This window comes from Kribbella sp. NPDC056951 (genome assembly GCF_042674205.1).
Taxonomy (GTDB): Bacteria; Actinomycetota; Actinomycetes; order Propionibacteriales; family Kribbellaceae; genus Kribbella; species Kribbella yunnanensis.
The window spans coordinates 1-23,267 of record NZ_JBHUQZ010000014.1; the positions used below are offsets into that span (position 1 = coordinate 1).

General features: G+C 67.3%; 26 protein-coding genes. 13 read left to right on the forward strand and 13 right to left on the reverse strand.

What is annotated here, in order from left to right; all coding sequences use genetic code 11:
• Positions 1-1,104: 1,104 nt before the first annotated feature.
• Together ACFTSF_RS35305 and ACFTSF_RS35310 are read right to left on the reverse strand one after the other, a co-directional pair.
• Positions 1,105-1,614 (reverse strand): DinB family protein, encoded by a 510-nt coding sequence (locus tag ACFTSF_RS35305; RefSeq protein WP_380159205.1) that lies wholly within the window; start codon positions 1,612-1,614, stop codon positions 1,105-1,107.
• Positions 1,615-1,662: 48 nt separating this feature from the next.
• Positions 1,663-2,370 carry an SDR family oxidoreductase gene (locus tag ACFTSF_RS35310; RefSeq protein ID WP_380159547.1) on the reverse strand — a complete coding sequence of 236 codons (708 nt, stop codon included), beginning with the start codon at positions 2,368-2,370 and terminating at the stop codon, positions 1,663-1,665.
• 103 nt (positions 2,371-2,473) lie between these two features.
• Here ACFTSF_RS35310 and ACFTSF_RS35315 point away from each other — a divergent pair, with 103 nt between their 5' ends.
• Positions 2,474-3,334: a LysR family transcriptional regulator gene (locus ACFTSF_RS35315; RefSeq protein ID WP_380159206.1), complete on the forward strand. Its 861-nt coding sequence runs from the start codon at positions 2,474-2,476 to the stop codon at positions 3,332-3,334.
• On the opposite strand, the gene ACFTSF_RS35320 is transcribed toward ACFTSF_RS35315, so the two are convergent.
• The 3 genes from ACFTSF_RS35320 to ACFTSF_RS35330 form a co-directional block, all read right to left on the reverse strand.
• Positions 3,305-3,865 carry an alpha/beta fold hydrolase gene (locus ACFTSF_RS35320; protein WP_380159208.1) on the reverse strand — a complete coding sequence of 187 codons (561 nt, stop codon included), beginning with the start codon at positions 3,863-3,865 and terminating at the stop codon, positions 3,305-3,307. The genes ACFTSF_RS35315 and ACFTSF_RS35320 overlap by 30 nt on opposite strands.
• Positions 3,760-4,239, reverse strand: a complete 480-nt coding sequence (locus ACFTSF_RS35325) for an alpha/beta fold hydrolase (RefSeq protein WP_380159210.1) — start codon at positions 4,237-4,239, stop codon at positions 3,760-3,762. The genes ACFTSF_RS35320 and ACFTSF_RS35325 overlap by 106 nt, the downstream gene beginning before the upstream one ends.
• 107 nt (positions 4,240-4,346) lie before the next feature.
• Positions 4,347-4,757 carry a VOC family protein gene (locus ACFTSF_RS35330; RefSeq protein ID WP_380159212.1) on the reverse strand — a complete coding sequence of 137 codons (411 nt, stop codon included), beginning with the start codon at positions 4,755-4,757 and terminating at the stop codon, positions 4,347-4,349.
• Positions 4,758-4,908: 151 nt separating this feature from the next.
• Here ACFTSF_RS35330 and ACFTSF_RS35335 point away from each other — a divergent pair, with 151 nt between their 5' ends.
• From ACFTSF_RS35335 to ACFTSF_RS35360, 6 genes are all read left to right on the forward strand, one after another.
• Positions 4,909-5,283: a VOC family protein gene (locus tag ACFTSF_RS35335; protein WP_380159214.1), complete on the forward strand. Its 375-nt coding sequence runs from the start codon at positions 4,909-4,911 to the stop codon at positions 5,281-5,283.
• Between the two features lie 159 nt (positions 5,284-5,442).
• A complete protein-coding gene (locus ACFTSF_RS35340) occupies positions 5,443-7,239 on the forward strand; it encodes a heparinase II/III family protein (protein ID WP_380159215.1) in 1,797 nt (598 codons plus the stop codon).
• A 135-nt stretch (positions 7,240-7,374) separates the two neighbouring features.
• Positions 7,375-9,327, forward strand: a complete 1,953-nt coding sequence (locus tag ACFTSF_RS35345) for a heparinase II/III family protein (RefSeq protein ID WP_380159217.1) — start codon at positions 7,375-7,377, stop codon at positions 9,325-9,327.
• A 403-nt stretch (positions 9,328-9,730) separates the two neighbouring features.
• The gene (locus ACFTSF_RS35350) at positions 9,731-10,324 is read left to right on the forward strand and encodes a GDSL-type esterase/lipase family protein (RefSeq protein ID WP_380159219.1); all 594 of its coding nucleotides are present in this window, start codon (positions 9,731-9,733) and stop codon (positions 10,322-10,324) included.
• 53 nt (positions 10,325-10,377) lie between these two features.
• Positions 10,378-12,135, forward strand: a complete 1,758-nt coding sequence (locus tag ACFTSF_RS35355; RefSeq protein WP_380159221.1) for a heparinase II/III family protein — start codon at positions 10,378-10,380, stop codon at positions 12,133-12,135.
• Between the two features lie 9 nt (positions 12,136-12,144).
• Positions 12,145-12,546, forward strand: coding sequence for a hypothetical protein (locus ACFTSF_RS35360; RefSeq protein WP_380159223.1), 402 nt, complete (start codon positions 12,145-12,147; stop codon positions 12,544-12,546).
• On the opposite strand, the gene ACFTSF_RS35365 is transcribed toward ACFTSF_RS35360, so the two are convergent.
• The gene (locus tag ACFTSF_RS35365; RefSeq protein ID WP_380159225.1) at positions 12,535-13,101 is read right to left on the reverse strand and encodes a DUF664 domain-containing protein; all 567 of its coding nucleotides are present in this window, start codon (positions 13,099-13,101) and stop codon (positions 12,535-12,537) included. The two genes, ACFTSF_RS35360 and ACFTSF_RS35365, sit on opposite strands and share 12 nt — an antisense overlap.
• Before the next feature lie 313 nt (positions 13,102-13,414).
• Between ACFTSF_RS35365 and ACFTSF_RS35370 the strand changes: the two genes are divergently transcribed.
• Positions 13,415-13,966 carry a hypothetical protein gene (locus ACFTSF_RS35370; protein WP_380159227.1) on the forward strand — a complete coding sequence of 184 codons (552 nt, stop codon included), beginning with the start codon at positions 13,415-13,417 and terminating at the stop codon, positions 13,964-13,966.
• Here ACFTSF_RS35370 and ACFTSF_RS35375 read toward each other — a convergent pair.
• Positions 13,934-14,476 (reverse strand): hypothetical protein, encoded by a 543-nt coding sequence (locus ACFTSF_RS35375; RefSeq protein ID WP_380159228.1) that lies wholly within the window; start codon positions 14,474-14,476, stop codon positions 13,934-13,936. The two genes, ACFTSF_RS35370 and ACFTSF_RS35375, sit on opposite strands and share 33 nt — an antisense overlap.
• Positions 14,477-14,588: 112 nt before the next feature.
• Here ACFTSF_RS35375 and ACFTSF_RS35380 point away from each other — a divergent pair, with 112 nt between their 5' ends.
• On the forward strand, positions 14,589-15,173 hold the full coding sequence (locus tag ACFTSF_RS35380) for a TetR/AcrR family transcriptional regulator (protein ID WP_380159230.1): 585 nt from the start codon (positions 14,589-14,591) through the stop codon (positions 15,171-15,173).
• Here the strand turns inward: ACFTSF_RS35380 and ACFTSF_RS35385 are convergent.
• The gene (locus ACFTSF_RS35385; protein ID WP_380159232.1) at positions 15,170-15,610 is read right to left on the reverse strand and encodes a hypothetical protein; all 441 of its coding nucleotides are present in this window, start codon (positions 15,608-15,610) and stop codon (positions 15,170-15,172) included. The genes ACFTSF_RS35380 and ACFTSF_RS35385 overlap by 4 nt on opposite strands.
• Before the next feature lie 136 nt (positions 15,611-15,746).
• Here ACFTSF_RS35385 and glnII point away from each other — a divergent pair, with 136 nt between their 5' ends.
• The gene (gene glnII, locus ACFTSF_RS35390; RefSeq protein ID WP_344149683.1) at positions 15,747-16,766 is read left to right on the forward strand and encodes a glutamine synthetase; all 1,020 of its coding nucleotides are present in this window, start codon (positions 15,747-15,749) and stop codon (positions 16,764-16,766) included.
• Positions 16,767-16,819: 53 nt separating this feature from the next.
• Positions 16,820-17,674: an alpha/beta fold hydrolase gene (locus ACFTSF_RS35395; protein WP_380159234.1), complete on the forward strand. Its 855-nt coding sequence runs from the start codon at positions 16,820-16,822 to the stop codon at positions 17,672-17,674.
• On the opposite strand, the gene ACFTSF_RS35400 is transcribed toward ACFTSF_RS35395, so the two are convergent.
• Entirely contained in the window at positions 17,675-18,058 is a 384-nt protein-coding gene (locus ACFTSF_RS35400) for a helix-turn-helix domain-containing protein (protein WP_344149679.1), read from the reverse strand. It abuts the gene before it with no gap.
• A gap of 91 nt (positions 18,059-18,149) precedes the next feature.
• Here ACFTSF_RS35400 and ACFTSF_RS35405 point away from each other — a divergent pair, with 91 nt between their 5' ends.
• Positions 18,150-18,959 (forward strand): NAD(P)H-binding protein, encoded by an 810-nt coding sequence (locus ACFTSF_RS35405; RefSeq protein WP_380159235.1) that lies wholly within the window; start codon positions 18,150-18,152, stop codon positions 18,957-18,959.
• Here the strand turns inward: ACFTSF_RS35405 and ACFTSF_RS35410 are convergent.
• Genes ACFTSF_RS35410 through ACFTSF_RS35425 form a run of 4 tightly spaced genes read right to left on the reverse strand, consistent with a single transcriptional unit; the run spans position 18,956 to position 22,791 of the window.
• Positions 18,956-19,828: an alkylmercury lyase family protein gene (locus ACFTSF_RS35410; protein WP_380159237.1), complete on the reverse strand. Its 873-nt coding sequence runs from the start codon at positions 19,826-19,828 to the stop codon at positions 18,956-18,958. The genes ACFTSF_RS35405 and ACFTSF_RS35410 overlap by 4 nt on opposite strands.
• A complete protein-coding gene (locus ACFTSF_RS35415; RefSeq protein WP_380159239.1) occupies positions 19,825-20,226 on the reverse strand; it encodes a MerR family transcriptional regulator in 402 nt (133 codons plus the stop codon). The genes ACFTSF_RS35410 and ACFTSF_RS35415 overlap by 4 nt, the downstream gene beginning before the upstream one ends.
• A gap of 34 nt (positions 20,227-20,260) precedes the next feature.
• Complete coding sequence (locus tag ACFTSF_RS35420; protein ID WP_380159241.1) at positions 20,261-21,457, reverse strand: MFS transporter; 1,197 nt, start codon at positions 21,455-21,457, stop codon at positions 20,261-20,263.
• Positions 21,457-22,791: an FAD-dependent oxidoreductase gene (locus ACFTSF_RS35425; protein ID WP_380159243.1), complete on the reverse strand. Its 1,335-nt coding sequence runs from the start codon at positions 22,789-22,791 to the stop codon at positions 21,457-21,459. The genes ACFTSF_RS35420 and ACFTSF_RS35425 overlap by 1 nt, the downstream gene beginning before the upstream one ends.
• 81 nt (positions 22,792-22,872) lie before the next feature.
• On the opposite strand from ACFTSF_RS35425, the gene ACFTSF_RS35430 reads away from it, so the two are divergent.
• The gene (locus ACFTSF_RS35430) at positions 22,873-23,235 is read left to right on the forward strand and encodes an ArsR/SmtB family transcription factor (protein ID WP_380159244.1); all 363 of its coding nucleotides are present in this window, start codon (positions 22,873-22,875) and stop codon (positions 23,233-23,235) included.
• The last annotated feature ends 32 nt before the right edge of the window (positions 23,236-23,267 follow it).

The following is a 23,267-nucleotide window of genomic DNA, read 5'->3' on the forward strand; positions in this document are numbered from 1 at the left end:
CAAGCAAAAATCAACCGCACCACCTACAAAGCCACCATCACCATCGACATCCTTGACACACCACCCTGACCACTAACTAACCGGCCTTGGGGTGAGCCCACCAAAACGGGAGGGGTTCTCCCCTCTGCGGCAGGCTGGTCGTGAGTCCGTTCGCGATTGGCGAGGAGCATGGGCGATGACGGTCAGCGTGGGGTCCGGGGTGGTGTCAACGAACCCGCCGCGATCCACCTCCCCAAACCAGTTCGGGGAGCACCTGCGCTCCGCCTGTAGCGACCTGGGGCGGATCCACCGCCGGATACGTCCCCGATCCACCCCAAACCGCTCCACACCGACCACCACCCTCCCCAAACCGGTTCGCGGAGCACCTGCGCTTCGCGCGTGGCGATCTGGGGCGGATCCACCCCCTTCAGAACACACCCCCGAACACGTCCCCGCTCCACCCCAAACCGCTCCACACCGACCACCACCCTCCCCAAACCGGTTCGCGGAGCACCTGCGCTTCGCGCGTGGCGATCTGGGGCGGATCCACCCCCTTCAGAACACACCCCCGAACACGTCCCCGCTCCACCCCAAACCGTTCCACATCGACCACCACCCTCCCCAAACCGGTTCGGGGAGGACCCGCCATCACGTCCCCCACAAGACCGGGGACTCCTAGCTGCCGATTCGGTGGGGTAACGCTCCCCAGCCCCGTCCCGCGGCACCGCTCGTGGTGCCGCCCGAACCACCCCAACTGACCGGGGTGGGTTCACCCACCAAATGGGGGGTTCCCGCCCGAAAATCCGGTGGGGGAACCTCCCACCTCGTGGGTGCACTCACCAAACGGGGTGAGGAAGCGCAGGGTTCGGTGGCCGGGATCGGTGACGCGGGGTTCGGTGGCGGGGTTCGGTGGGGCGGGGTTCGGTGGCGCGGGGATCGGTGGCGCGGGGATCGGTGGCGCGGGGATCGGTGGCGCGGGGATCGGTGGCGCGGGGATCGGTGGCACGGGGATCGGTGGCACGGGGATCGGTGGCACGGGGATCGGTGGCACGGGGATCGGTGGCACGGGGATCGGTGGCGCGGGGATCGGTGGGGCCGTGGGAGGGGGTCGGCTGATCTGGGGGGTCAGGGGGTGGGGAGATCCCAGATTCGTTCGGTTTGCCAGGCGTACTCCCACGCTTGGATGTCGGGAGGCTCGATGCCGAAACCCGTCAGGATGGCGCACACCTGCTCGCGGTGGTGGTTGGCGTGATTGATTGCCTGGGCGATGAAGATGCCGGCCCGGGTTCCGCGGGTGTTGTCGTCGACGATCAGGACCCGCTCGACATCGATCGGGCCGGCGAGGAACTCCTCCCAGAGCACACCGGCTTCGTCGTTCCACTGCTCCAGGAGGTCGAAGTCCGCTGTCACTTCGCTGTCCACGAAGTCGAGTGGGCGGTCCGCGATCCGGCGCAGGTAGCTTCCGTCGCAGCGGACGATGTGGTCCAGGGTTGCCACGATCCCGCCGTACGTGCCGATACCGGTGACCTCGAGCTGTTCGGCCGTCAGTTCCTGATCCCGGCAGAACCGGATCAGACTCTTGGTCGCCCAGTTGTTGTGCCGGATCGGATCCCGCAGTACGTCGTTCTCGCCCATGAAATCAAGTTAGCCCGCGACCCCGTCCGGGCGAACCTGGTTTTTCGCTTACCAGGGGACGGTTCCCTCGTCGTTGAAGAAGCCGCCGCGCGGCCCGTCGTCCGGCAGAGTCGCCAGCCTGATCGCGATCGCAGCACCCTCCTGAGGTGTCCGCAGCCCGTTGAAACCGTTGAAGTCGGTCGCGACATAGCCGGGGCAGGCGGCGTTCACGATGACATTCGTGTCGGCGAACTGACGGGCGTACACGGCGGTGATGCTGTTGAGCGTTGACTTCGAGGGCGCGTAGGCGGCCAGGATCGGGCCGGTCTGCAGGGTCAGCGATCCCATGGTGCTCGACAGGTTGACGATCCGCGGTGCTGCGGAACGCCGGAGCAGCGGCAGCATCGCGTTGGTCACCCGGACCACGCCGAAGACGTTCGTCTCGAGCACCTCGCGGAGTACGTCGAGGTCGAGCGTGGTCGGGTCCTGCGCGCCATCGTCGATCCGGCCGGCGATACCAGCGTTGTTGACGAGCACATCCAGCCCCGCCGCGTTCTGCTCGACGGCCTCCGCAGCCGCGGCGACGCTCTCGTCGGACGTGACATCGAGCGCGACACCGAACGCGTCGACACCGTCAGCACGCAACTGCTCGACGGCTTCCTTTCGCCTGATGTCATCGCGGGCACCGACAGCGACCCGGAAGCCGAGCGCCCCGAGACCCTGGGCGATGGCGAAGCCGATTCCTTTGTTCGCGCCCGTGACCAGCGCGGTCTTCATGTCATTCACAGCAACCATCGTTGGTCGACCGCAGGTTCCGCGTCCAAGACCGATCGGCTCCGCTGTGATACCTCACCGGTATCACAGCACGTAGGCTGGCTGCGTGGACGATCTCGAGACCCGCGAGCTCCGGTACTTCGTCGCTGTCGCCGAGGAGCTGCATTTCGGCCGTGCCGCCGATCGGCTCGGGATCGCCCAACCGCCGCTGTCCCGGGCCATCCGGAAGGTCGAGCACCGACTGGGCGTGCAACTACTCGCCCGGGACCGCCGGGGTGTGGCGCTCACCGAGGCTGGCCGCGTCCTGCTCACCGAGGCCAGGACAGCCCTCGACGCGGTCGCCGCCGCGGCCCGTCGTACCCGGCGCGCCGCGGACCCGCAGCAATCCCTGGTTCTCGTGACGAAGGCCGGAGCATCCCACCAGATCCTGCAGCGACTCCTCGACGCGCTTGCCGAGGACCCCGGTGCGACGCCGGTGGAGATTCTGCTCTGCGAGGTGACCGAACAGGCCGGCCTGCTGCGCGACGGGAGCGCCGATGTGGCGATCCTGCATCACCCGTACGACGACCTCGCCGGCTTCGACACTGAGGAGCTCCACGTCGAGGGCCAGGTCGCGATCCTGCCCGCGAAGCATCCGCTCGCGGCGCGCGATCAGCTCACCCTGGCCGAGGTCAGCAACGTGGCGGACCTGCCGATCGCGCGGTGGCCGCGGCTCGACGGCTCGTACCCGGAGGGCCCCGGTCCCGAGGTCCGCACACAGTCGCAGCTGGCTCAGCTCGTGGCCCTCGGCAAGACGTTGCTCGTCATCCCAGCCTCGAGCCGCGCCTGGCAGTGGCCCGAACACGTCGCCGTACCCGTCGTCGACGCCCCGGACGTCACCACCCTCATCGCCTGGCGGCCGGACAGCCGCTCCCAGGCGGTCGCGTCGCTCGTCCGTTCAGCGACCGCGCTCCGCGTGACCGCTTAAGGCTGCCAGCACCGCCGACCAATGCTCATGCAGTACGGCGAGATGGGTCGTCTGCGGGTGGACGACCAGCGCCGCGCCCGGGATTCGGCCGGCCAGCCACTGCCCGTTCCGCGCCGATGCGTTCGCGTCGTGCTCGCCGTACCAAAGGTGCGTCGGGCAACGAATCTCTTCAGGGCGGAAATCCCAAGCATGGAAGGAGATTGCGGCATCGCGAAGGTAGCCGTCCGGGTTCGCCAACGCCTCGCGGACGGCAGCAGCGATCGCCCGGTCCGATCCCAAGCGGAGGCCATCGACCTCGCCGGTCGCACCCCGCAGTACGCCGGCGTCGTGCGGATCCAGCTCCGCCAGGAACCGCCGTACCAGCGACTCGTCGTCGGGGTCGGCGGGGTTGAGTTGGGCCACGTACGCCAGGAAGTCGGGGCGCATCAACTCGACCGCCTCGTCGGGCGTGGATCGCGCGAGCTGCTCGAAGAACGACTGGGCGTCCGGGTCGAGGTTGTCGCGGTGGTACGGCGGATCCAGCTCAGGCACGCTGCCGGGCTCGCCAGGACGCCCAAGGCGGTCACGCGATCGGGATGCCGTACCGCGCAGGCGACGGCGTACGGCCCCCCGATCGACATTCCCACCACGGCGAACCGCTCGATGCCCAGGGCATCCGCGACGGCCACGACATCATCGGCCACCGAGAGGTGGGTCGAGGCGTGACTCGTTGACCGGCCGTAGCCGGGCCGGTTGATACCCACCAACCGCACGTCGAGCCGGCGAGCGGCTTCAGCTCCCGGGTACGCCGCGTGCCGTGTGTCCGGGCACCCGGCCAGGAAGATCACCGGCGTCCCGCCGAGCGCTCCACCATCCCAGAGCTCGACCCAGCGCCCGTCCGGAACCCGCACGCCGTCTACCGCCAAGTCCACTCCCTACCTGCCGACCAAAAAGGCCGGGCTCACTACAGGCCGACAGAACGGCCCCTCGGGGGCTGAGTCGCCGAGGGGCCGGGTCCTGTCGCGAGCTGCGGTCAGCTACCGGTGATGTTGAGCATCCAGTTGATGCCGAACCGGTCGGTGACCTGGCCGAACTCGTCGCCCCACATCTGCTTCTCCAGCGGGACGGTGACCTTGCCACCGTCGGAGAGCTGGGTGAAGTACCCGCGCAGGTCGTCGCCGTCGTCACCGCTGAGGCTGACCGAGATGTTCTCGCCAGGGTTGTAGGACATCCCCTGCGGGGTGTCCGCGGCCATCAGCGTGAAACCGCTCGGGGTCTCCAGCTGACCGTGCATCAGCTTGCTGTCGTCATCCGGCCCGTGACCGGCGCCGAACTCGCCGAACGTGCTCGTGGTCAGCTCGCCGCCGAACACGTCCTTGTAGAACTCCAGAGCCTCCCGCGCGCTTCCGTCGAACTGGATGTACGGGTTGAGTCGAGACGCCATCAGATCTTCCTTTCCCCCTGCAAAGATTCCTGTGAAACCACCCTTGGCCGCACAGTAGACCCGGCCACCGACAGTCCGCGACCCTCCGGAACCCCCGACCCCATCGCGTCACCGGCCGGACGCCCTGCGTTGGGGACTATAAGGTCTGCGCATGATCCTGCGACACATCACGATCGATGCCGAAAACCCGTACGAGCTCGCGCAATTCTGGAGCACCACGACCGGCTGGCCGCTGGGCGAGGGCGACGAGCCCGGGGACGACGAGGTCCTGGTCGAGGCACCGGCGCCGGTGCCGGGGCTGCTGTTCATCCGCGTCCCGGAGTCGAAGACGGTGAAGAACCGGGTGCACATCGACTGGGTGCCGACTGAGCGCACCCGGGACGAGGAGGTCGAGCGGCTGCTCGGCCTCGGCGCGAGCATCCACGAGGACCACCGCAAGCCCGAGGGACCCGGCTGGGTCACCATGCTCGATCCCGAGCAGAACGAGTTCTGCGTCGAGCGGAGTGCAGCCGAGCGCAGCGCCTGATTCCCGGAGTCCCCGATCCGCTCCCCAGTTGCCTAAGGCAACTCACAACTTATCCGGCGAACTGAGCATCGTCACTGGTGTCAAGAACTTTGCAGCTGCTGGGGAGCAGCTCGTACCTAGGGGATTCCAGTGCTCAGACGTGTACTTTCGCTTGCCCTCGTGACGGCGACCGCGGGCGGACTCATCGTGTCCGTCCCCGCGACGACCGCCGCGGCCGCAGGCACTGCACTTGCTGCCAACGGGCACTACGCATGCCCTGGCTACAGCACCATCGACGACGCCGTACCGCTGAGCGCCGTGATGAACGACACCTTCATCTGGAGCAAGTTCAAGGCCACGAAGGTCGGTGACGGGAAGGGCAACATCAACTGGAAGGCCAACCCGTACAACAACCCGAGCTGGTGGATGTGGCTGCACTCGCTGCGCTGGATCGGCCAGGGCATCACCGCGGCGAGCAACGGCGACAAGGCCGCGCTCACCCACGTGACCGCGATCGCGCGGGACTGGGTCAAGGACAACCCGTACTCCTGGAAGGCGAACCCGGCCGCGCACGAGGCGACCATGCACCGCACCAACGTGCTGATCTGCCTGCGCCTGGCCGTGCTCAAGAACCTCAATGTCACCAAGCTGCCGAGCCAGTACGCCTGGCTGGACACGGCGTTGGTCAACCACGCCAAGTTCATGACCGCGAACTGGGGTGGCCAAGGCAACCACGGCACGGACGAGAGCATCGCTCTCTTCGGTGTCGGGTGCACTCTGAACCGCAGCGACTACATGAAGACCGCGCAGGACCGGTTGGGTAAGGCAATCACCACCTCGATCGACGCCCAGGGCGCGACGAACGAGCAGGCCACCGGCTACGCCCAGTTCAACTACTCCCTCTGGGGCCGCGCCGCCAAGGCGATGCAGGACTGCGGCGTCAACCCGGGCACCACGATCGCCACCCGCCGCGCACTCCTGGCGACCTTCATCGCTCACGCCACCAGCCCGCTCGGCATGCTGCAGCAAATCGGCGACACCGAGTACGTGAAGACCGGCAACGTCCCCGGTACGCCGATCGAGTACGCCGCCACCAAGGGCGTCTCGGGCAAGGCCCCCGCGGACCGCGTCAAGATCTACTCGGCCGGCTACGTGTTCGGCCGCTCCGGCTGGGGTTCCGCGACCACGCCGTTCTCGGCCGAGTCGGCGTACAGCATCCGGTTCGGCCCGAAGCGGGTCCTGCACGGACACAGCGACCACACCGCCATCACCTACCAGGCCCGCGGCCGCGACATCCTCGGTGACACCGGCTACGCCGGCTACTCCAACAAGGCCTGGCGCGCATGGATCGTCGGCCCGTCGGCCCACAACGTGATGACGACACCCAAGCTCGCCGACACCAACCCGATCACCAAGCTGACCCGCTCCTCGGTCCGGGACAACGCCGACTTCTACGAGATGACCGACGCCCCAGCCGCCGGAGTCACCCGCACCCGCGGGGTCCTGATCCTGCGCAAGCCGGACGTCGTCGTCACTCTCGACCGGGCCACCGCGAAGACCGCGCAGCAGTTCCAGACCCTCTGGCACCTGCCCTCCGACCAGCGCGCAACCGTCTCCGGCCGCTCCGCAGCCGTAGCCACCAAGAAGGGCGAGAACACCCGCACCGTCCTCCTCCAACTCCCGTACAAGGGCGCCCTCCCGGCCGGCTCCACCCTGGTCAAGACCGGCCAGACCAACCCGATCCAGGGCTGGCACTTCCCGCACATCACCACCCGCAAGGCAGCCTCCACGGTCATCTTCGCCCGCTCCGGCAAGTCCGTCTCGATCCTGTCCCTGATCATCCCGACCCGCGCCAACGGACAGGTCACCTACAAGACCCGGATGGTCGGTACGACGTACGTCGTGGACCTCACGATCGACGGCGTGAAGGCGTCCTTCGGCATCACCGGCGGCGGTTCGCTGGTCCGCAGGTCCTGATCACCAACTGTCACCGACGGTTCACAGCCAGAGATTTATTGGCCTAAACCGTAATTCCTGGGCACACTGAGGACCGTCGGGGGCGACAAAGACTTGTAATGCCGCGGGGGCGGCTTGGCGGTGGGGGAGTTTGTGGTGCTCAAACGTGTGCTGTCGTTGGCCCTGATCAGTGCGGCTGTCGGTGGAATCGCGGTGATCGGTCCCGCTGCGAGTACCTTCGCAGCCGGTCCGGGGATCGCGGTTCTGCCGGACGTGCCGGAGCCGGAGGGTTCGCAGTTCGTCCCCGGTACGTCGAACTACGTGCCGGTGACTGGCCGAGCCGCGACCGACATCCGGTCGCGGCAGCCGGCCGCAACAGCCAAGGCCGCTGGTGGCACCTACGTGTGTCCCGGCTTCAGCACGATCGACGACGCGGTGCCGCTGAGCGCGGTGATGGACGACACCTTCATCTGGAACACCTATGCGCCGTACAAGGTCGGTGACGGCAGCGGGAACGTGAACTGGAAGCTCAACCCGCACAACAACCCCAGCTGGTACATGTGGTTGCACTCGCTGCGCTGGATCGGTCAGGGCGTCACCGCGGCTGCTGAAGGCGACAAGGCGGCGCTCGACCACGTCACGGCGATCGTGCGCGACTGGGTGACGGACAACCCGTACTCGTGGAAGTCGGACCCCGGTGCGCACGAGTCGACGATGCACCGGACCAACGTGATCATCTGCACCCGGCAGGCCGTGCTGGCGAACCTTGGTGTGGAGACGCTGCCCGACGAGTACTCGTGGATCGATCAGGCGCTGGTCGACCACGCCACGTTCATGATCAACAACTGGGGTGGCGCCGGGAACCACGGCACGGACGAGAGCATCGCTCTCTTCGGTGTCGGGTGCACTCTGAACCGCGACGACTACATGCAGACCGCCCAGGACCGGTTGGGTAAGGCGATCACCACCGCGATCGACGCGGAAGGCTCGACGAACGAGCAGTCCACGGGCTACGCGCAGTTCAACTATTCGCTGTGGGGCCGTGCGGTGACCGCTCTGACCGGGTGCGGTGTCGACCCGGGCACCACGATCAACACCCGGCGGGAGCTCCTGGCTGCTTGGATTGCGCACGCCACCACGCCCCAGGGCCGGCTGCACCAGATCGGTGACACCGAGGTCGCGAAGACGTACAACATCGCCGGTACGCCGATGGAGTACGCCGCCAGTCAGGGCCAGACGGGCACGGCACCGTCAGACCGCGTCAAGGTCTACTCGGCGGGCTACGTGTTCGGCCGCTCCGGCTGGGGATCCGCGACACCGTTCCCGAACGAGACGGCGTACAGCCTGCGGTTCGGTGGGCGTCGCGCGCTGCACGGCCATGTCGACCACACCTCGATCACCTACCAGGCCCGCGGCCGCGAGATCCTCGTGGACAGCGGCTACTCCGGCTATCTGAATGACGGCTGGCGGCCGTGGGTGCTGAGTCCCTTCGCCCACAGCACCCTGACCACTCCGAAGCTCGCTGACGCGAACCCGGCGACGAAGCTGACGCGCTACACCGTGAAGCCCACTGCGGACTTCTTCGAGATGAGTGACACGCCCGCAGCGGGCGTCAACCGCGTCCGTGGAGTGCTGATCGTGCGGAAGCCGGATGTGATCGTCACGCTGGACCGTGCGTCCGCTACGACGTCACAGCAGTTCCAGGCGCTGTGGCACCTCCCGTCGGACCAGACCGCCGTCGTGACGTCACGGACGGCAGCAGTCGCCAAGAAGGCCGGCGAGAACACCCGGACCGTGCTGCTACAGGTGCCGTACAAGGGAGCGGTGATCCCGGCGGGCTCCACGCTGGTCAAGCAGGCCCAGCTGACCCCGAAGCAGGGCTGGCACTTCCCGAACATCAGCACCCGGAACGCCGCTCCGACCGTGATGTTCGCGCGCGCCGCCAAGTCGGTGAACATCCTGTCGCTGATCGTCCCGCTCCGCCTGAACGGCCAGGTCAGCTACACCACTCGGATGTCGGGGACCACCTTCGTGATGGACCTCACGGTGGACGGAGTGAAGACGTCCGTGGGGGTCACCGGTGGCGGTTCCCTGGTGCGGCTGTCTTGAACTCGTAGGGCTTCTGGCCGCTCTGGCGGGGTAAGTTAGGGCGGTCGGGAGCCGAGCTGTGGAGGGCGGGTTGAGTCGTCGGGATGCGGGCCGTGAGCTGTTCGTCGGTCCGTGGAGGCTCATTACCGGGCGGTGGATGGCGCTCAGTGGGGCGCTGACGGCGGTAGCGCTGGTGGGCGGTACGGCGGTTGCGGTGGTGAATGCGGCTGCTGAAGTGGAGCAGCCGTTGGTCAACGTGGCGGCCTCTGGGTCGTCTTCGCAGGATGACCGGACGCCTACGCCTCCGCCGGTGAAGCCTAAGCCGACCCCGGCACCTGCGACGAAGACGACTGCCGTGCCACCGGTGCCTCGGCCGACTCCGCCTGGGCGCTCTGGGTCTGGGCGGCTCGGATCGTGGGAGAACTTGAGCCGGCGGATTTCCAGTGTCGCGAAGATCCGGGCGACGGTTCGCGGTGATGGGGTGTTCATGTTCGGCGACAGCATCGCCGTACAGGATGGGCCGGCGCTGGAGCAGCTGGTGGCGGCACAGACCGGTACGCCGGTTGCCGTGCACGACTGGTCGGGGCAGCCGGCGTCGGCGGCGGTGGATGCGCTGGCGGACTGGTCGCGGAAGTACGGGCTGCCGGACCGGATCGTTATGGCGGTCGGGACCAACGACATCTTCGCGCCGGCGGCGTTCGCGACCGAGGTCGAGCAGGCGATGAAGATCGCCGGGCCGAAGCGGACGGTGTACTGGGTGAACGTGCACGCGAACCGGGTCGGGCTCTCTGCGGCTGTGGCGTCGGCCGATCGGGCCAACAGCGCAGTGATCAACGCAGCCCTCAACCGGGCGGCTGCACGGCACCCGAACCTGCGTGTGGTGCGGTGGGCGGAGTTCCTCAAAGCGCGGTCTGGGCAGGTCTCGAAGTACCTGCGCGACGGGATCCACACCACGCAACCGGTTGGGCAGCGAGCCCGGAACGCGTTGATCGCGCAGGCCCTGGGAAGCGCGGAGTAGTGCCCGCCGCCCTACGCGCGCGTCATGCGGCTGTGGTGGTGGCTGCTGCGGTCGTGATCGGGTCAGTGGCGGTTCCGGACCGGGTCTCCGAGCCGTCCGCGCGGCCTGTGCAGGCGGATGTCCCGCAGGCAGCTCCGGTCGCTCCGGTTCAGCGCAACAGCTACACCTGTGCGACGTACTCCGGGATCGAGCGACCGAACCCGGTGCGGAACCTGTACCGCGACACCTTCGCTTGGGGCACCACACCGCCGTACCGGGTCGGTGACGGGCGTGGCGATGTGAATTGGCGGCTCAACCCCGCTGACAACCCCAGCTGGTACATGTGGCTGCATTCGCTGCGCTGGCTGGGACAGGGGATTCGGGCGGCAGGTAAGGGCGACCGGCGTGCACTGCAACGCGTTGACGCGATTGCGCGCGACTGGGTGCGCGACAACCCCTACCCGTGGCAGAACGACGCAGGTGCGACGGAATCGACCATGCACCGGACGAACGTGCTCATCTGCTTGCGACAGGCGGTGTTGTCGGGACTGCACGTCACGCGGCTGCCACCGGCGTACAGGTGGATCGACACCGCGTTGCTGCAGCATGCGCAGTACCTGCAGCGGAACTGGAGTGGTGACTGGAACCATGGCACCGAGGAGAGCCTTGCGCTGTTCGGAGTCGGTTGCACGCTGGGACGTGCGGATCTGAAGCGGACTGCGGCTGATCGACTCGCCACTGGGATCAAGACCGCGATCGATCCGCAGGGGTCGACGAATGAGCAGTCGACGGCTTACGCGCAGTACAACTACTCGCTCTGGGGGCGGGCGATCGACGTACTGGGGAAGTGTGGTGTCGACGCCAGTCCGACGATCAGAGAGCGACGGCAACAGCAGGCGAACTGGCTGGCGCTGGCGACCAATTCACTCGGGGAACTGCATCAGCTCGGCGACTCTGAGGTTGTGCGGACAGTGCCGGTTGCTGGCACACCACTCGAGTACGCCGGTACGTCGGGGAAGCGTGGGACTCCACCTGCTCAGCGGGTCGGGGTCTTTGCGGCTGGGTACGTGTTCGGGCGGACCGGGTGGGGTGCGCAACGGCCGTTTGCGCAGGAGTCGACGTACAGCATCCGGTTCGGGCCGGTGCGCCGACTGCATGGGCATGACGACCACATGTCCCTCACGTACACGTCGTTGGGGCGTGAGGTGCTGGTCGACGGTGGACATGCCGGTTACAAGGGCGATGCGTGGCAGCGGTGGGCCAGGGGTCAGTCTGCGCACAATGTGATGACTGTGTCGGGTGCTGGGGCGTCGGCGACGCGGTTGACGCGGGCGGACGTGCAGTCCGAGTTCTACGAACTGCGTGATGCGGGGCGGACGCGCGGCGTACTGGTGCTGAAGGATCCGGATCTGATGGTGGTGCTGGATCGCGGAACGTCTGCGGTGCGACGTCAGTACGAGACGCTGTGGCATCTTCCTGCTGGGCAGAAGGTCACGCCGTACGGCGCTGGCTCGGTCGTGGCGCAGCGGCCTGGGGACACCGTGAAGACGGTCCTGCTGCAGGTCCCGTACGGCGAACCGACCACGCAGCCTCGGGTGTCGTCGAGCTGGCAGTACCGGACGATCGACAAGCGCAGCGCGTCACCTGTTGTGGGGTTCGAGCGGTCGGGGCGGACTGCTTCGATTTTGTCGGTGATCGTGCCTGCTCGGGCCGGTGCGGCCGTCAGCTACACCACGAGCCGGCGGGGTGGTCAGACGCTGCTCCACCTGCAGGTTGGAGCAGCGCGAGCGACCGTGGCTATTTCACCTGACGGGACGATGCGACGCGCCTAGGCTGGCCGGATGCGACAGGTTGGGTTCGAGCTGCGGCCGTGGGAGGACGGCGGTACTGAATTCGTGCCTCTGGTGAACGGCGTCAGCCTGGTCGAGCTGATCGCCCGCTACGAGCGCGGTGAGGGGCTCGATCCTGCCGGCGGGTACTCCGGTCAGGTGCTGCACACTGCTGCATTCAGCAGCCTCCGTAAGTACCTGCTCGGTGCGCCCAGCACGCAGTACGCGCTGCTCGGTTGTATCTGCGGTGACACGGGTTGCTGGCCGCTGCAGGCGCGAATCCACGCAGACGCCGACACTGTCACCTGGGACAGCTTCTGCCAGCCGCACCGGCCGGAGCGGGACTACAGCGGCTTCGGTCCGTTCGTCTTCGACCGGTCCCAGTACGACAAGGCCCTGCAGCTACTGAACTGACACAGTCGGCCGCCAACCAGCAGGCGGATCCTCACCGGTCCGTCCGTCCACCGCCTCCCGGATCAGATCCGCATGCCCGGTGTGACGCCCGTACTCCTCGACCAGATCGCACAGCAGCCGCCGCAAACTCGGATGCCGCCCATCCGGCCAAGTGATGTGCGCAGGCAGGTCCAAACCACCCTCCGCCAACGCCGCAGCCACCCGCTCCCGCGAACGCTCCACAGCGCCGTCCCACAACGCATACAACTCCTCCGGCGAGTCATCCGCCGCCGACTTGAACTCCCAGTCGTTGTCGTCCCGCCACCCGTTCCCAGTCCAAGGCTCCCCGATCGGCAACCCCCGCAGCTTCACGTTGAACATGTAGTCCTCATTGGCCGCCAAATGCTTCAGCAACCCACCCAACGTCACACTCGAAGCCCCGATCCGCACCTGCAACCCAGCCGAATCCAGCCCGTCAACCTTCCACCGAAACGTCACCCGCAACCGCTCCAACGCCCCCAGCAACTGCTCAACCTCACTCCCCGCCAACGGCGGTTCCCACCAGTAATCACTCATGCCAAAACCGTAAACCCAATACCGGACACTCCCCTTCCGGAATTGATCCACGAGAAGGTATAGGCATGACGGTGCGACGGTATGGCGGAGTGATGGCCACGTACAACGGACAGGCAGCCCTCCTCACCCATCCACGCTTCACCGGGTTCTGACGATGCGTGCGCTGGGGGCTGGGCTGCTTGCTCTGTTGGGGCTTCCTCGGGTGCCTGAGGCGGCAGGGCTGTCCGCTGCAGCTCATGAGGCGTTTGAGGACTTTACGAGGGCGCATGTCGATCTGCCTGGTACGTCGGGGCGGGTGGAGCCGCCGGGACGAGTGACCGACTACCTGCGGTGGTTGGCTGTCAATCGGGAGGTGCTGTTTCATGGGAGTCCGCGGGAGGACCTGCGGGAGCTGCGGACTGACCGGGAGACCGGCGACAGTACGGCGTACGGGCGTCAGCAGGCGGTGTTTGCGACGGACGATCCGGTGTGGGCGATGTGGTTCGCGCTCATGCCTCGGGGTGGGGACCTTCGGTCTACGCGGAACGGCGTGTGGTCGGTGCGGGGGGACAGTCGGAGCAGGTACTTCTTCTCGGTGGATAGTGACCTGCCGGATGGTGAGCTGCTGACCGACGGCTGGATGTACGTCCTGCCGCGTCACGGGTTTACGCGCGAGCCCGCACTGGCCCGGGTGCTGCAGTCTGGGCAGTGGGTTAGCCCGGACTCCGTTCGCCCGCTGGCTCACCTCGCGGTCACGCCGGCTGACTTCCCATTGGCCGCGGTGGTCGGCCGCCATAGCGAGGGCGACTCCATGCTCAAGACGCTGCGAGCCGCCCGTACGGCGTTCCGTCGCTCAACGCGCGGCTCGGCCCAAGCGGATGGCTGAGACTAGGAAGAAGACTCCGCCGAGTACGGCGTAGCCGGCGATGTTGGTGAGGGTCGGGTTGGCGGCGGAGGCGCCGGCGATGAATGAGGCGCCGGCCAGGACGGAGAGGCCGCCGCTGAGGATCATCGGCCACTGACCGCCGAGCTTGCGGCGGCCGAGGCCGACGATCAGCTGGACGAGGCCGGAGGTCACGGCCCAGGCACCCCACACGCGCAGGACGGTCGGTACGCCGGACGGTCCCGCGAAGGCCAGCGCGATCGCGGCCAGTGAGCTGATCGCGATGTTCACGTAAAGCCCGCGGGTAGCGCGGGAGGAACGGGAGTCGACGATCGCGGCGCCGACGTCGAACAGCGGGTAGACGACGAGCAGCGCGATCCCGACCGGGCCCAGCCGGGACTGGGAGGCGAACATCAGCACCGCCCAGACGATCGCGAAGGCGAACCGGACGAAGTACAACCGGCGCAGGGTGTTGGCGAGGTCGCTGGACGTGGTGTCGATGGTGGAGGTCACGGTGAGCCCTTCAAAGAAGTAGACCGAACGTTCTATCTCGAAGCCAGCATGGCAACCGAGTCACCCCCTGTCAAGACAGAACGTTCTACCTAGACCTGCTACGCTCGGACGAATGGTGCAGACATCCACGGCCCGGGTTTCCGAGGCGCGCTCGCGACTCCTCGAGACGGCGACGCGCATCTTCTACACGGAGGGCATCCACGCGGTCGGGATCGACCGGATCGTCGCCGAGGCCAAGGTGACGCGGGCGACCCTCTACCGGCACTTCCCCAGCAAGGAAGAGCTGGTCGTCGCGTACCTGCAGGCTGTCAGCCAGCTGGACCGCGCGCAGATCGACGACGCCGTCACCAGCGGCCAACCGCCGACCGAGATCGTGCGAACCGTCGCGAAGTCGATCACCGACGGCATCACCTCCGGCCACTTCCGTGGTTGTGCCTTCCTGAACGCCGTCGCGGAGTACCCCGACGCAGAACACCCAGTCCACAAAGCAGTTCTGGCCCACCGCGAGTGGTTCGCCGACACGATCACCAGCCTGTTCGCCCAGATCGGCGACACCCCACCCGAGCCCGCCGCCCGCCACTTCGTCATGCTGCGCGACGGCGCCATGGCCGCCGGCTGCCTGACCAACCCGGCCCAAGTCGGCGAAACCTTCCTCCGGGGAGTCGAAGGCCTCCTCGACTTCCGTACCAACGCCTAGACGCAGACCCAGCAATAAAGACGGTTGCCGTCGGCGCGGCGAGCCAATGCGGCCAGGTCGACCAGTACGTCGGCGAGTACGTCGGGATCCGCCGTACCCCAGAACTCCTCAGTCTCCGACCACGGCACGGCCACCCGCTGAAGGTCTTCAGCACTAGCGCGAGCGAGCGCCGTCGCCAGTGAGTCCGTGATGGTCAGCACCAGCCGCTCACCGTTACCCCGCACCGCCACGGCATGTCCGTTCCGCGGGTCGTTGGCAACTTCGTCGTACGGGTGATTGGTCAGCAGCGCCTCGAGCGTGCCGAGCTGTACGACGGGTTCGATGCCGCTGACCGACAAGCTGTCCATCTCCAAGGACCCCGGTCCGCCGACGAGGTCGATGACGGCGGCGGCTTCCGCGTCGGATTTCGCGGCGAAGTACTCGAACAGGACACCCATGCCGAGCATCCTGCCCGGACGCCGGTTCACACGGCGTTCACATACGAGCAACAGGTCCGAAACAGCTCGTTGACACTGTCGATGGTGGCCGGTTCAGGAACACCTGAGGGGACGGCCGCGACGAAGGGACGGACGGTTGAGTTACAAGGCCGAGTACATCTGGATCGACGGCACCGAGCCGAGCGCGCGGCTCCGCTCCAAGACGAAGATTCTCGCTGACGGCGCCGCACTGCCGGACTGGGGATTCGACGGTTCGAGCACCAACCAGGCACCTGGTGACAACTCGGACTGCGTGCTCAAGCCGGTCTTCTCCTGCCCGGACCCGATCCGCGGCGGTGACCACAAGCTGGTGCTGTGCGAGGTCTACCTCGTCGACGGCACCCCGCACCCGTCCAACAACCGCGCCGCGCTGCTGCCGATCGCCACTCAGTACGCCGAGCAGGACTCCTGGTTCGGTATCGAGCAGGAGTACACCTTCTTCCAGGAAGGCCGTCCGCTCGGCTTCCCGGCCGTCGGTTTCCCCGCCCCGCAGGGCCCGTACTACTGCGGTGTCGGCGCCGACGAGGTCTTCGGGCGCGAGATCGTCGAGAAGCACCTGGACGCCTGCATCGAGGCGGGCCTGGCGATCTCCGGTATCAACGCCGAGGTCATGCCCGGTCAGTGGGAGTTCCAGATCGGCCCGGCCGGTCCGGTCGACGTCGCCGACCACCTGTGGGTCGCGCGTTGGCTGCTCTACCGCATCGCCGAGGAGTACGACGTCGCCGCCACCCTGGACGCGAAGCCGGCCAAGGGTGACTGGAACGGCGCCGGTGCGCACACCAACTTCTCGACCCGCGCGATGCGCGAGGGCTACGACGCGATCATCACCGCCTGCGAGTCGCTCGGCGCTCCCGGCAAGGTCGACGAGCACATCCTCGGCTACGGGCACGGCATCGAGGAGCGCCTGACCGGCGCCCACGAGACCGCCCCGCACGACGTCTTCAGCTACGGCGTCTCCGACCGCGGCGCCTCGGTCCGCATCCCGTGGCAGGTGGAGGTCGACAAGAAGGGCTACATCGAAGACCGCCGCCCCAACGCCAACATCGACCCCTACACGGTCACCCGCCTGCTGGTGAACACCTGCTGCGAGGCGCTCGAAAAGGCCGGACAGGTCTGACCTTCGCCGTACGGCGTCCGTTCAAGAACGGAGAATCTGGGTACGCCGCAGTGATGACTGTGGCGTACCGAACGATCGAGGTGGACGGGGTCCGCGTCTTCTATCGCGAGGCCGGACCCCCGGACGCGCCCGTGCTGTTGCTGCCGCACGGGTATCCGTCGTCGTCCTTCCAGTACCGCGCTCTGATGCCGGCCCTCGCCGATCGTTGGCGAGTGATCGCCCCGGACTTCCCCGGCTTCGGCTACAGCGAGGCCCCGGACGACTTCGACTACAGCTTCGCCGGCTACGCGACGCTGCTGCACGCCTTCCTCGGCGAACTGGGTGTGGACCAATTCGTCCTCTACCTGTTCGACTACGGCTCGCAGGTCGGCTTCCAGTTGGCGCTGAAGGATCCGGACCGCATCACCGCGTTGATCATCCAGAACGGTGATGCCTACGAGGAAACGCTCGGTGCGAAGTACGAGCCGCTGAAGGACTACTGGGCTTCGCCGACCGACGAACGCCGTACCGAACTGGCGAAGGCGGTCAGCGCCGAGGGCCTGCGTGCCGAGGTACTCGGCGAGGTCCCAGCCGAGACGGCCGAGCGGATCAGTCCGGACCTGTGGCAACTGTCGTGGCCGCTGATGCAGCCGCACCGAGACCTCATGGTCGGCTTCTTCCTCGAGATCCTCTCGAGCGTCCGCCTGTACCCGCAGTACCAGGCCTACCTTCGCGAGCATCAGCCGCCGACCCTCATCGTCTGGGGTCCCGAGGACGGCTACATGCCGGCTGAATCAGCACACGCCTACCTCGCCGACCTCCCGAACGCCGAGCTGCACCTGTTCGGCGGCGGTGGTCACTGGCTCCTGGAGAGCCACCTGGACGAGGTCGTCCCCCTGATCCGCACTTTTCTCGCCCGCGTCACCTGATCACGGGCGGCGATGAGCTGGCTCGTGGGTGTCGTAGTGCTGGCGGGCCTCCGCGACCTTGTCCAGGTTGGGCGACCACTCGGACAGTGACTGGAACAGCGGCGCGAGACTGCGGCCGAGGTCGCTGATCTCGTACTCGACGCGCGGCGGAACCTCCGGGTAGTACGTCCGCACGATCAGCCCGTCCCGCTCCAACTGACGCAGCCGCTGCGTCAGCACCTTCGCTGTGATCACCCCGATCCGCCGCTCGAGCTCGACGAAGCGATGCTTGCCGAACTCGTTGAGCGTCCACAGGATCGGCGTCGTCCAGCGGCTGAACACCACGTCGATCACCGGCGCGATCGGGCAGGCCTGCACCGGATCAACCTTTGTGTCCTCGGTCACAACAACCCTCTTTCGCCAGTACTTTCCCCTAGGTACCTACTATCTCAGCGCCAGTAGCGTCCTCACCAGTCGATTGAACGAGGAGCACAAAATGATCGTGGTGACTGGTGCGACGGGGAACGTCGGACGACCCCTCATCGAGACCTTGGCGGCGGCCGGCGAACAGGTGCGGGCAGTCTCCCGACGGGCCGTCGCCGGGGCGCAGTCCTACCCCGCCGACATGTCCCAGCCGGAGACCCTGAAGCCCGCGCTCGACGGTGCGGAAGCGGCCTTCCTGATGACCCCGCCGGACTTCTTGGCGAACGGCGATTTCGGCGCCGTCGTGGACGTCGTACGAGCGGCCGGCGTACAGCGCGTCGTACTGCTGTCGTCCCAGGGCGTTGGCACGAAACGCCATCCATCTGCGTTGGAGGACGCTGTGACGGAATCGGGTTTGGAATGGACGATTCTGCGGCCCGGCAACTTCAGCTCCAACGCATTCCAGTGGGCCGAGTCGGTACGAACCCGTCGCGTGGTCGAGGCGCCGTACGGCGATGTTGGCCTGCCGGCGGTGGATCCGGCCGACATCGCCGCCGTCGCTGCCGTGGCATTGCGTGAGCCCGGCCAGGGCGGCAACATCTACACGCTGACCGGCCCACAAACGATCGGACCTCGGCAGATGACCGCGGCGATCGCCCAGGCAATCGGCGAGCCGGTGCAGTTCGTCGAACTGACTCATGACGAGGCTCGGGCCCGCATGCTTGGCTACATGCCCGAGCCCGTCGTCGACGCCACCCTCGGAGTCCTCGGTACGCCGTCCGCCGCCGAGCAAGCCGTCAACCCGGACGTCGAACGCATCCTCGCCCGCCCGGCGCGGCCCTTCACCGACTGGGCCACCCGCAACGCACCTGCCTTCGCCTAGTCATCCAGGAGGTGTCCGAACAGCCGGCCAGCAAGGGCTTCGGCGTCGGCCTGGCCGAGGACTGTCCCAGGGATGTTCGGGTGGGCTGCGGTCCATTCGTCGGCGGCCCGGCGGGTGGCGAAGAAGTTGAGGTAGTCGCAGCAGCAGTCCACCGATGGTCCGCCGCCCGCATCCGCGCCGACGAACACCACTGTCCCCTGCGGATCCCAGCGGGTGACGCCATCGGTCGTGATCACCGTTACGGCCTCGCCGGTGGTCGCGTCCGTCGAGTCGATGTGCGTATCGGCGCCGAGCATCGGAGCGATGCCCAACGCGTCGATAGCGCACATCGCAAAGACGTCGACTGCCTCACCGATTCGGACGCGATAGCGAGTTGGCGTCGCCGAGAACGGATAGGCAAGCGCGATCTGCCCACTGGCATCCAGCCGAATCGCATCGGCGTCATGCAGGGCCTGCAGCGTATTGCCGGCTGTTGAGTGCGGCGGATGTCCTGTGCTGGCGAAGGTTCGGAGGATCGTCTGATGTACCGCCTTCTCCGTCGGGTCGAGCGGCAACGCCCGGGTCCGCCAGGCGCTCAGTACATTCTGTACGGCGTTCTGTACGGCGGCCCGCAATTGCTCGACCGACGGCGCTGGGACGATCCGCCCGGCCTCATCGCGATACAGACGACACGACATCGAGCCGATGTCATCGCCTTCCGCGGCAAAGGGGTCGATCCCGTCGATCAACAGTGTCGGCGAGCCCGCCATACCGGAAGCCTCGGTTTCGATCACGCGGGTACTCACCGGCAGATCGGTTGCCGCACGCAACCGATCGAGCATGGGCGCGAGGTTCGGGCAATCCGGAACATGCAAAACCTCAAGCTTCACTGGGTTTCCTCCTCTGAGATTGCATCGAGCAACGCGCAGCGCCGATCCGGTCGCGGCAGATCACAGGTCGCGACCAACTCGGACAACGAGTCGTGCATCCGTTGCAGGTCGCGGATCCGCGCTTCCAGATCGGCACGGCGACGTACGGCCAGGACCCGCGCAGCGTCGCAACTCTCCGGCCCACCACCGTCGAGATGCAGTAGCTCGTCGACCTCATCGAGCGTGAACCCCAGTTCCTGAGCCCGCTTGATGAACCGCAACAGCTCCACGGCTCCGGACGGATAGTCGCGATACCCACCCGCCGTACGAGGAGGCTCGGTCAGCAGGCCGCGACGCTCGTAGTACCGCAGCGTCTCGGCATTCACCCCGGCCCGGTCGGCCAACTCACTGGTTCGCATAACCCCATGCTGAACCCCGGACCCAAGTACGGAGTCAAGCCCTCACGTGAAGGCGATAGAGCGCGAGGCCCGCGAGGAGGCATCCGCCCGCGGCGGTGAGGATCAGCGGGGTGTATCCGAGGGCGGCTGCCATGGCGGCGGCAGCGAGGGGTGCGGTTGCTCCGGCGATGCTGACAGGGGTGCCGAGGATGCCAGCGATGGTGGCGTAGCCCTGGTCGCCGTAGCGGTCGAGGATGATGGCGGGTTTGGCGATGGACGCGACGCCGAAGCCGAGCCCGAAGGCAGTCAGGCAAGCCGCGGCTCCGACGGTGCTTCGCCCGGCCGCGGGGAGGAGCGCGAGCGCGATGCCTTGCATGCTGATGATGACGGCACTGATCGCGGTCATCGGGAGCCGGCGTCGGAGGATGGTGACGGTGATTCGGCCAGTGACCGACAGCAGACCGAGTAGCCCGGCCAGGGTTGCGGCAGTGGTCGGCTTGTGGCCGAGCCGAGTCAGGTAGGTGACAACGTGTACGCCGATCACGGCGAGGGCCGCACTGTGCAGGACGAACGCGGTTGCGAGCAGCCAGAATCCGGGAAGGGCCTGCCGTGGTTCGTGCGCTCGCGACGCCGCGGCAGCTGGGCCGGTACGGCGGATCGCCAGCGCGTGGAGCGGAATGGTGCCGACGGCAACTATGCAGGCGAGGGCGACAAGCGTCTGACGCCACCCATAGGCGTGGATGAGTTGGCCGGTCAGCGGGATGAAGATCGAGCTGGCGAAACCTGCGACCAGGGTGATTGCCAGTAGCGCGGTTGTCCGCCGCGCCGGTGCGGTGGTCGCAACGATGACGGCGAAGGCCGGCGGATAGAGGACCATGGCCGAAGCGATGCCGATGGCAACGAACACGACGTACAGCTGACCAGCGTTGTCGACGCGGGACCACGCGAGTACGGCGCCTGCCGCGATGATCGAGCCGGTGGTCATGAGGCCGTGACCGCCTCGTCTGTCGAGCCAGCGACCGACCGGGATCGACAGTACGGCGGCCGTGAGCGCCGCGAGCGTGAGTGCGCCGGTCGCCGTGGTGGCGGAAATGTTCAGTTCGGCGCGCATCGGTTCTAGGAGCGCGCCGAACGCGTAGTACAGAACGCCGTACCCGATGGTGGTCGTGACCGCGAGCGCGGCGACCACTTCGCGGCGGATGCCTCCGCGACCAGTCGCCGTACGGCCGGTCGCGGAGGCGGTGGACACCATCAGTTGCAGCAGCCCGATTGCTTGGTCGAGCCGTCGATCACGGTCAGGAGGCCGCCGCTGATGCCGGTGGCGAGGCCTCTCCCCGCCGACGCCTCATCGAACGCCAGGTTGGACGAGCACACGCCGGTTTCGGGGAGGTCGAGTTGTACGTCGCGGGCGGCGTCCCAGTCGCCGGCCAGCGCGGCCACGACTGAGCGGGCCTGTTCGTAGCCGGTGGCTAGAAGGAAGGTCGGGGCGCGACCGTAGGACTTGGCGCCGACTGCGTAGTACCCGGGCTCGGGGTGGGTGAGCTCGTCGACGCCGTGCGGGGGAACCGTGCCACAGGAGTGCTGGTTCGGGTCGATGAGCGGTGCGAGGGCGCGGGTCGAGCCCATGATCGGGTCCAGGTCGAGTCGGAGTTCGGCGACCATGTCGTGGTCGGGACGGAAGCCGGTCGAGTTCACGACCGTATCCACGACGACCCGTTGATCCCCTGCGACGAGTTCCACCCGTCCGTCAGCGGTCGGCGCGAGCTCCTCGGTGCGGAAGCCGCTCACCAAGGTGACAGCCCCGGACTGCACGAGCGTCTTGAGCCGCGTACCGAGCGCCCCACGAGCGGGAAGCTCGTCCGCGTCCCCACCGCCGTACGTACGAGCCTGGTCGGTACCCCGCACGACCCACAGCACCTCGGTTCCTGGCTCATCCTTCGCCAATTCACCCAGCTCCAGCAGGGTTGTCGAGGCGGAGTGACCAGCACCGAGAACCGCCGTACGACGTCCTGCGAACCGCTCGCGATCCCGGCCCAGTACGTCGGGCAGCGCACGCGCGATGTGGTCGGCCGCGACCGCTTCGCCCCGGGCGGGGATACCGGAGCCCCCGAGGACATTCGGGCGCCGCCAAGTCCCGGCCGCGTCGATGACTGCAGAGGCCGTCAGTTCAGTCCCGTCGGTGAGGCGAATCAGGAACGGCGCGTTCTCACGTCCGGCGGTGCGGATTCGGTCGAAGCCCACACGGGTGACGGCGGCGACCTCGGCGTCGTACCGGATGCGACCGGACAGCTGCGGAGTCTTGGTGAGGGGTTCGAGATAGGCATCGATCAGGTCGCCGCCAGTGGGCAGCTTGCCGGGTTCGGGCTCGGTCCACCCACCGGCTTGCTCGAGCAACCGCCGAGCCGCCGAGTCGATGTCGTAGCGCCACGGGCTGAACAGCTTCACGTGCCGCCATTCGGCGATCGCCGCGGCCACGCCGGACCCGGCCTCCAGAACCGTGAAGTCGATCCCGCGCTCGGCCAGGTGTGCCGCCGCCGCGAGACCGATCGGGCCGGCGCCGATCACCACTACCGGTGCTTCGATCATGATCCCCATCCCAGCTGTCTAGAAGTTCATCTAATCAGCGCCCAGCTTGCCTCCTGATTCGACAGAAGTCAAGATAGACCTATGTCTAAACAGGAGCTCACGCTGACCGCTCCCCCGGTAGCCGGATGCTGCGCCCCGATCTCGTCCGCCGCGCTCGACGCGGAGCAGGCGGCGGCAGGCGCGGCAGCCTTCAAGGCGCTCGCCGATCCGGTGCGACTGCGACTCCTGTCGATCATCGCTTCGGCGGGCGGCGAGATGTGCGTCTGCGACATCACCCCGCAGTTCGACGTCTCCGGGCCGACGATCTCCCACCACCTGAAGGTGCTGCGCGAGGCCGGTTTGGTCGACTGCGAGCGCCGCGGCACCTGGGTCTACTACTGGCCGATCCCCGAGCGCATCCAGTGGATCGCCGGCCTACTCGCTACTCCCGTCAACCTGGGGTAGTTGACACGGGTGAAATAGCTCAGTGATCATTG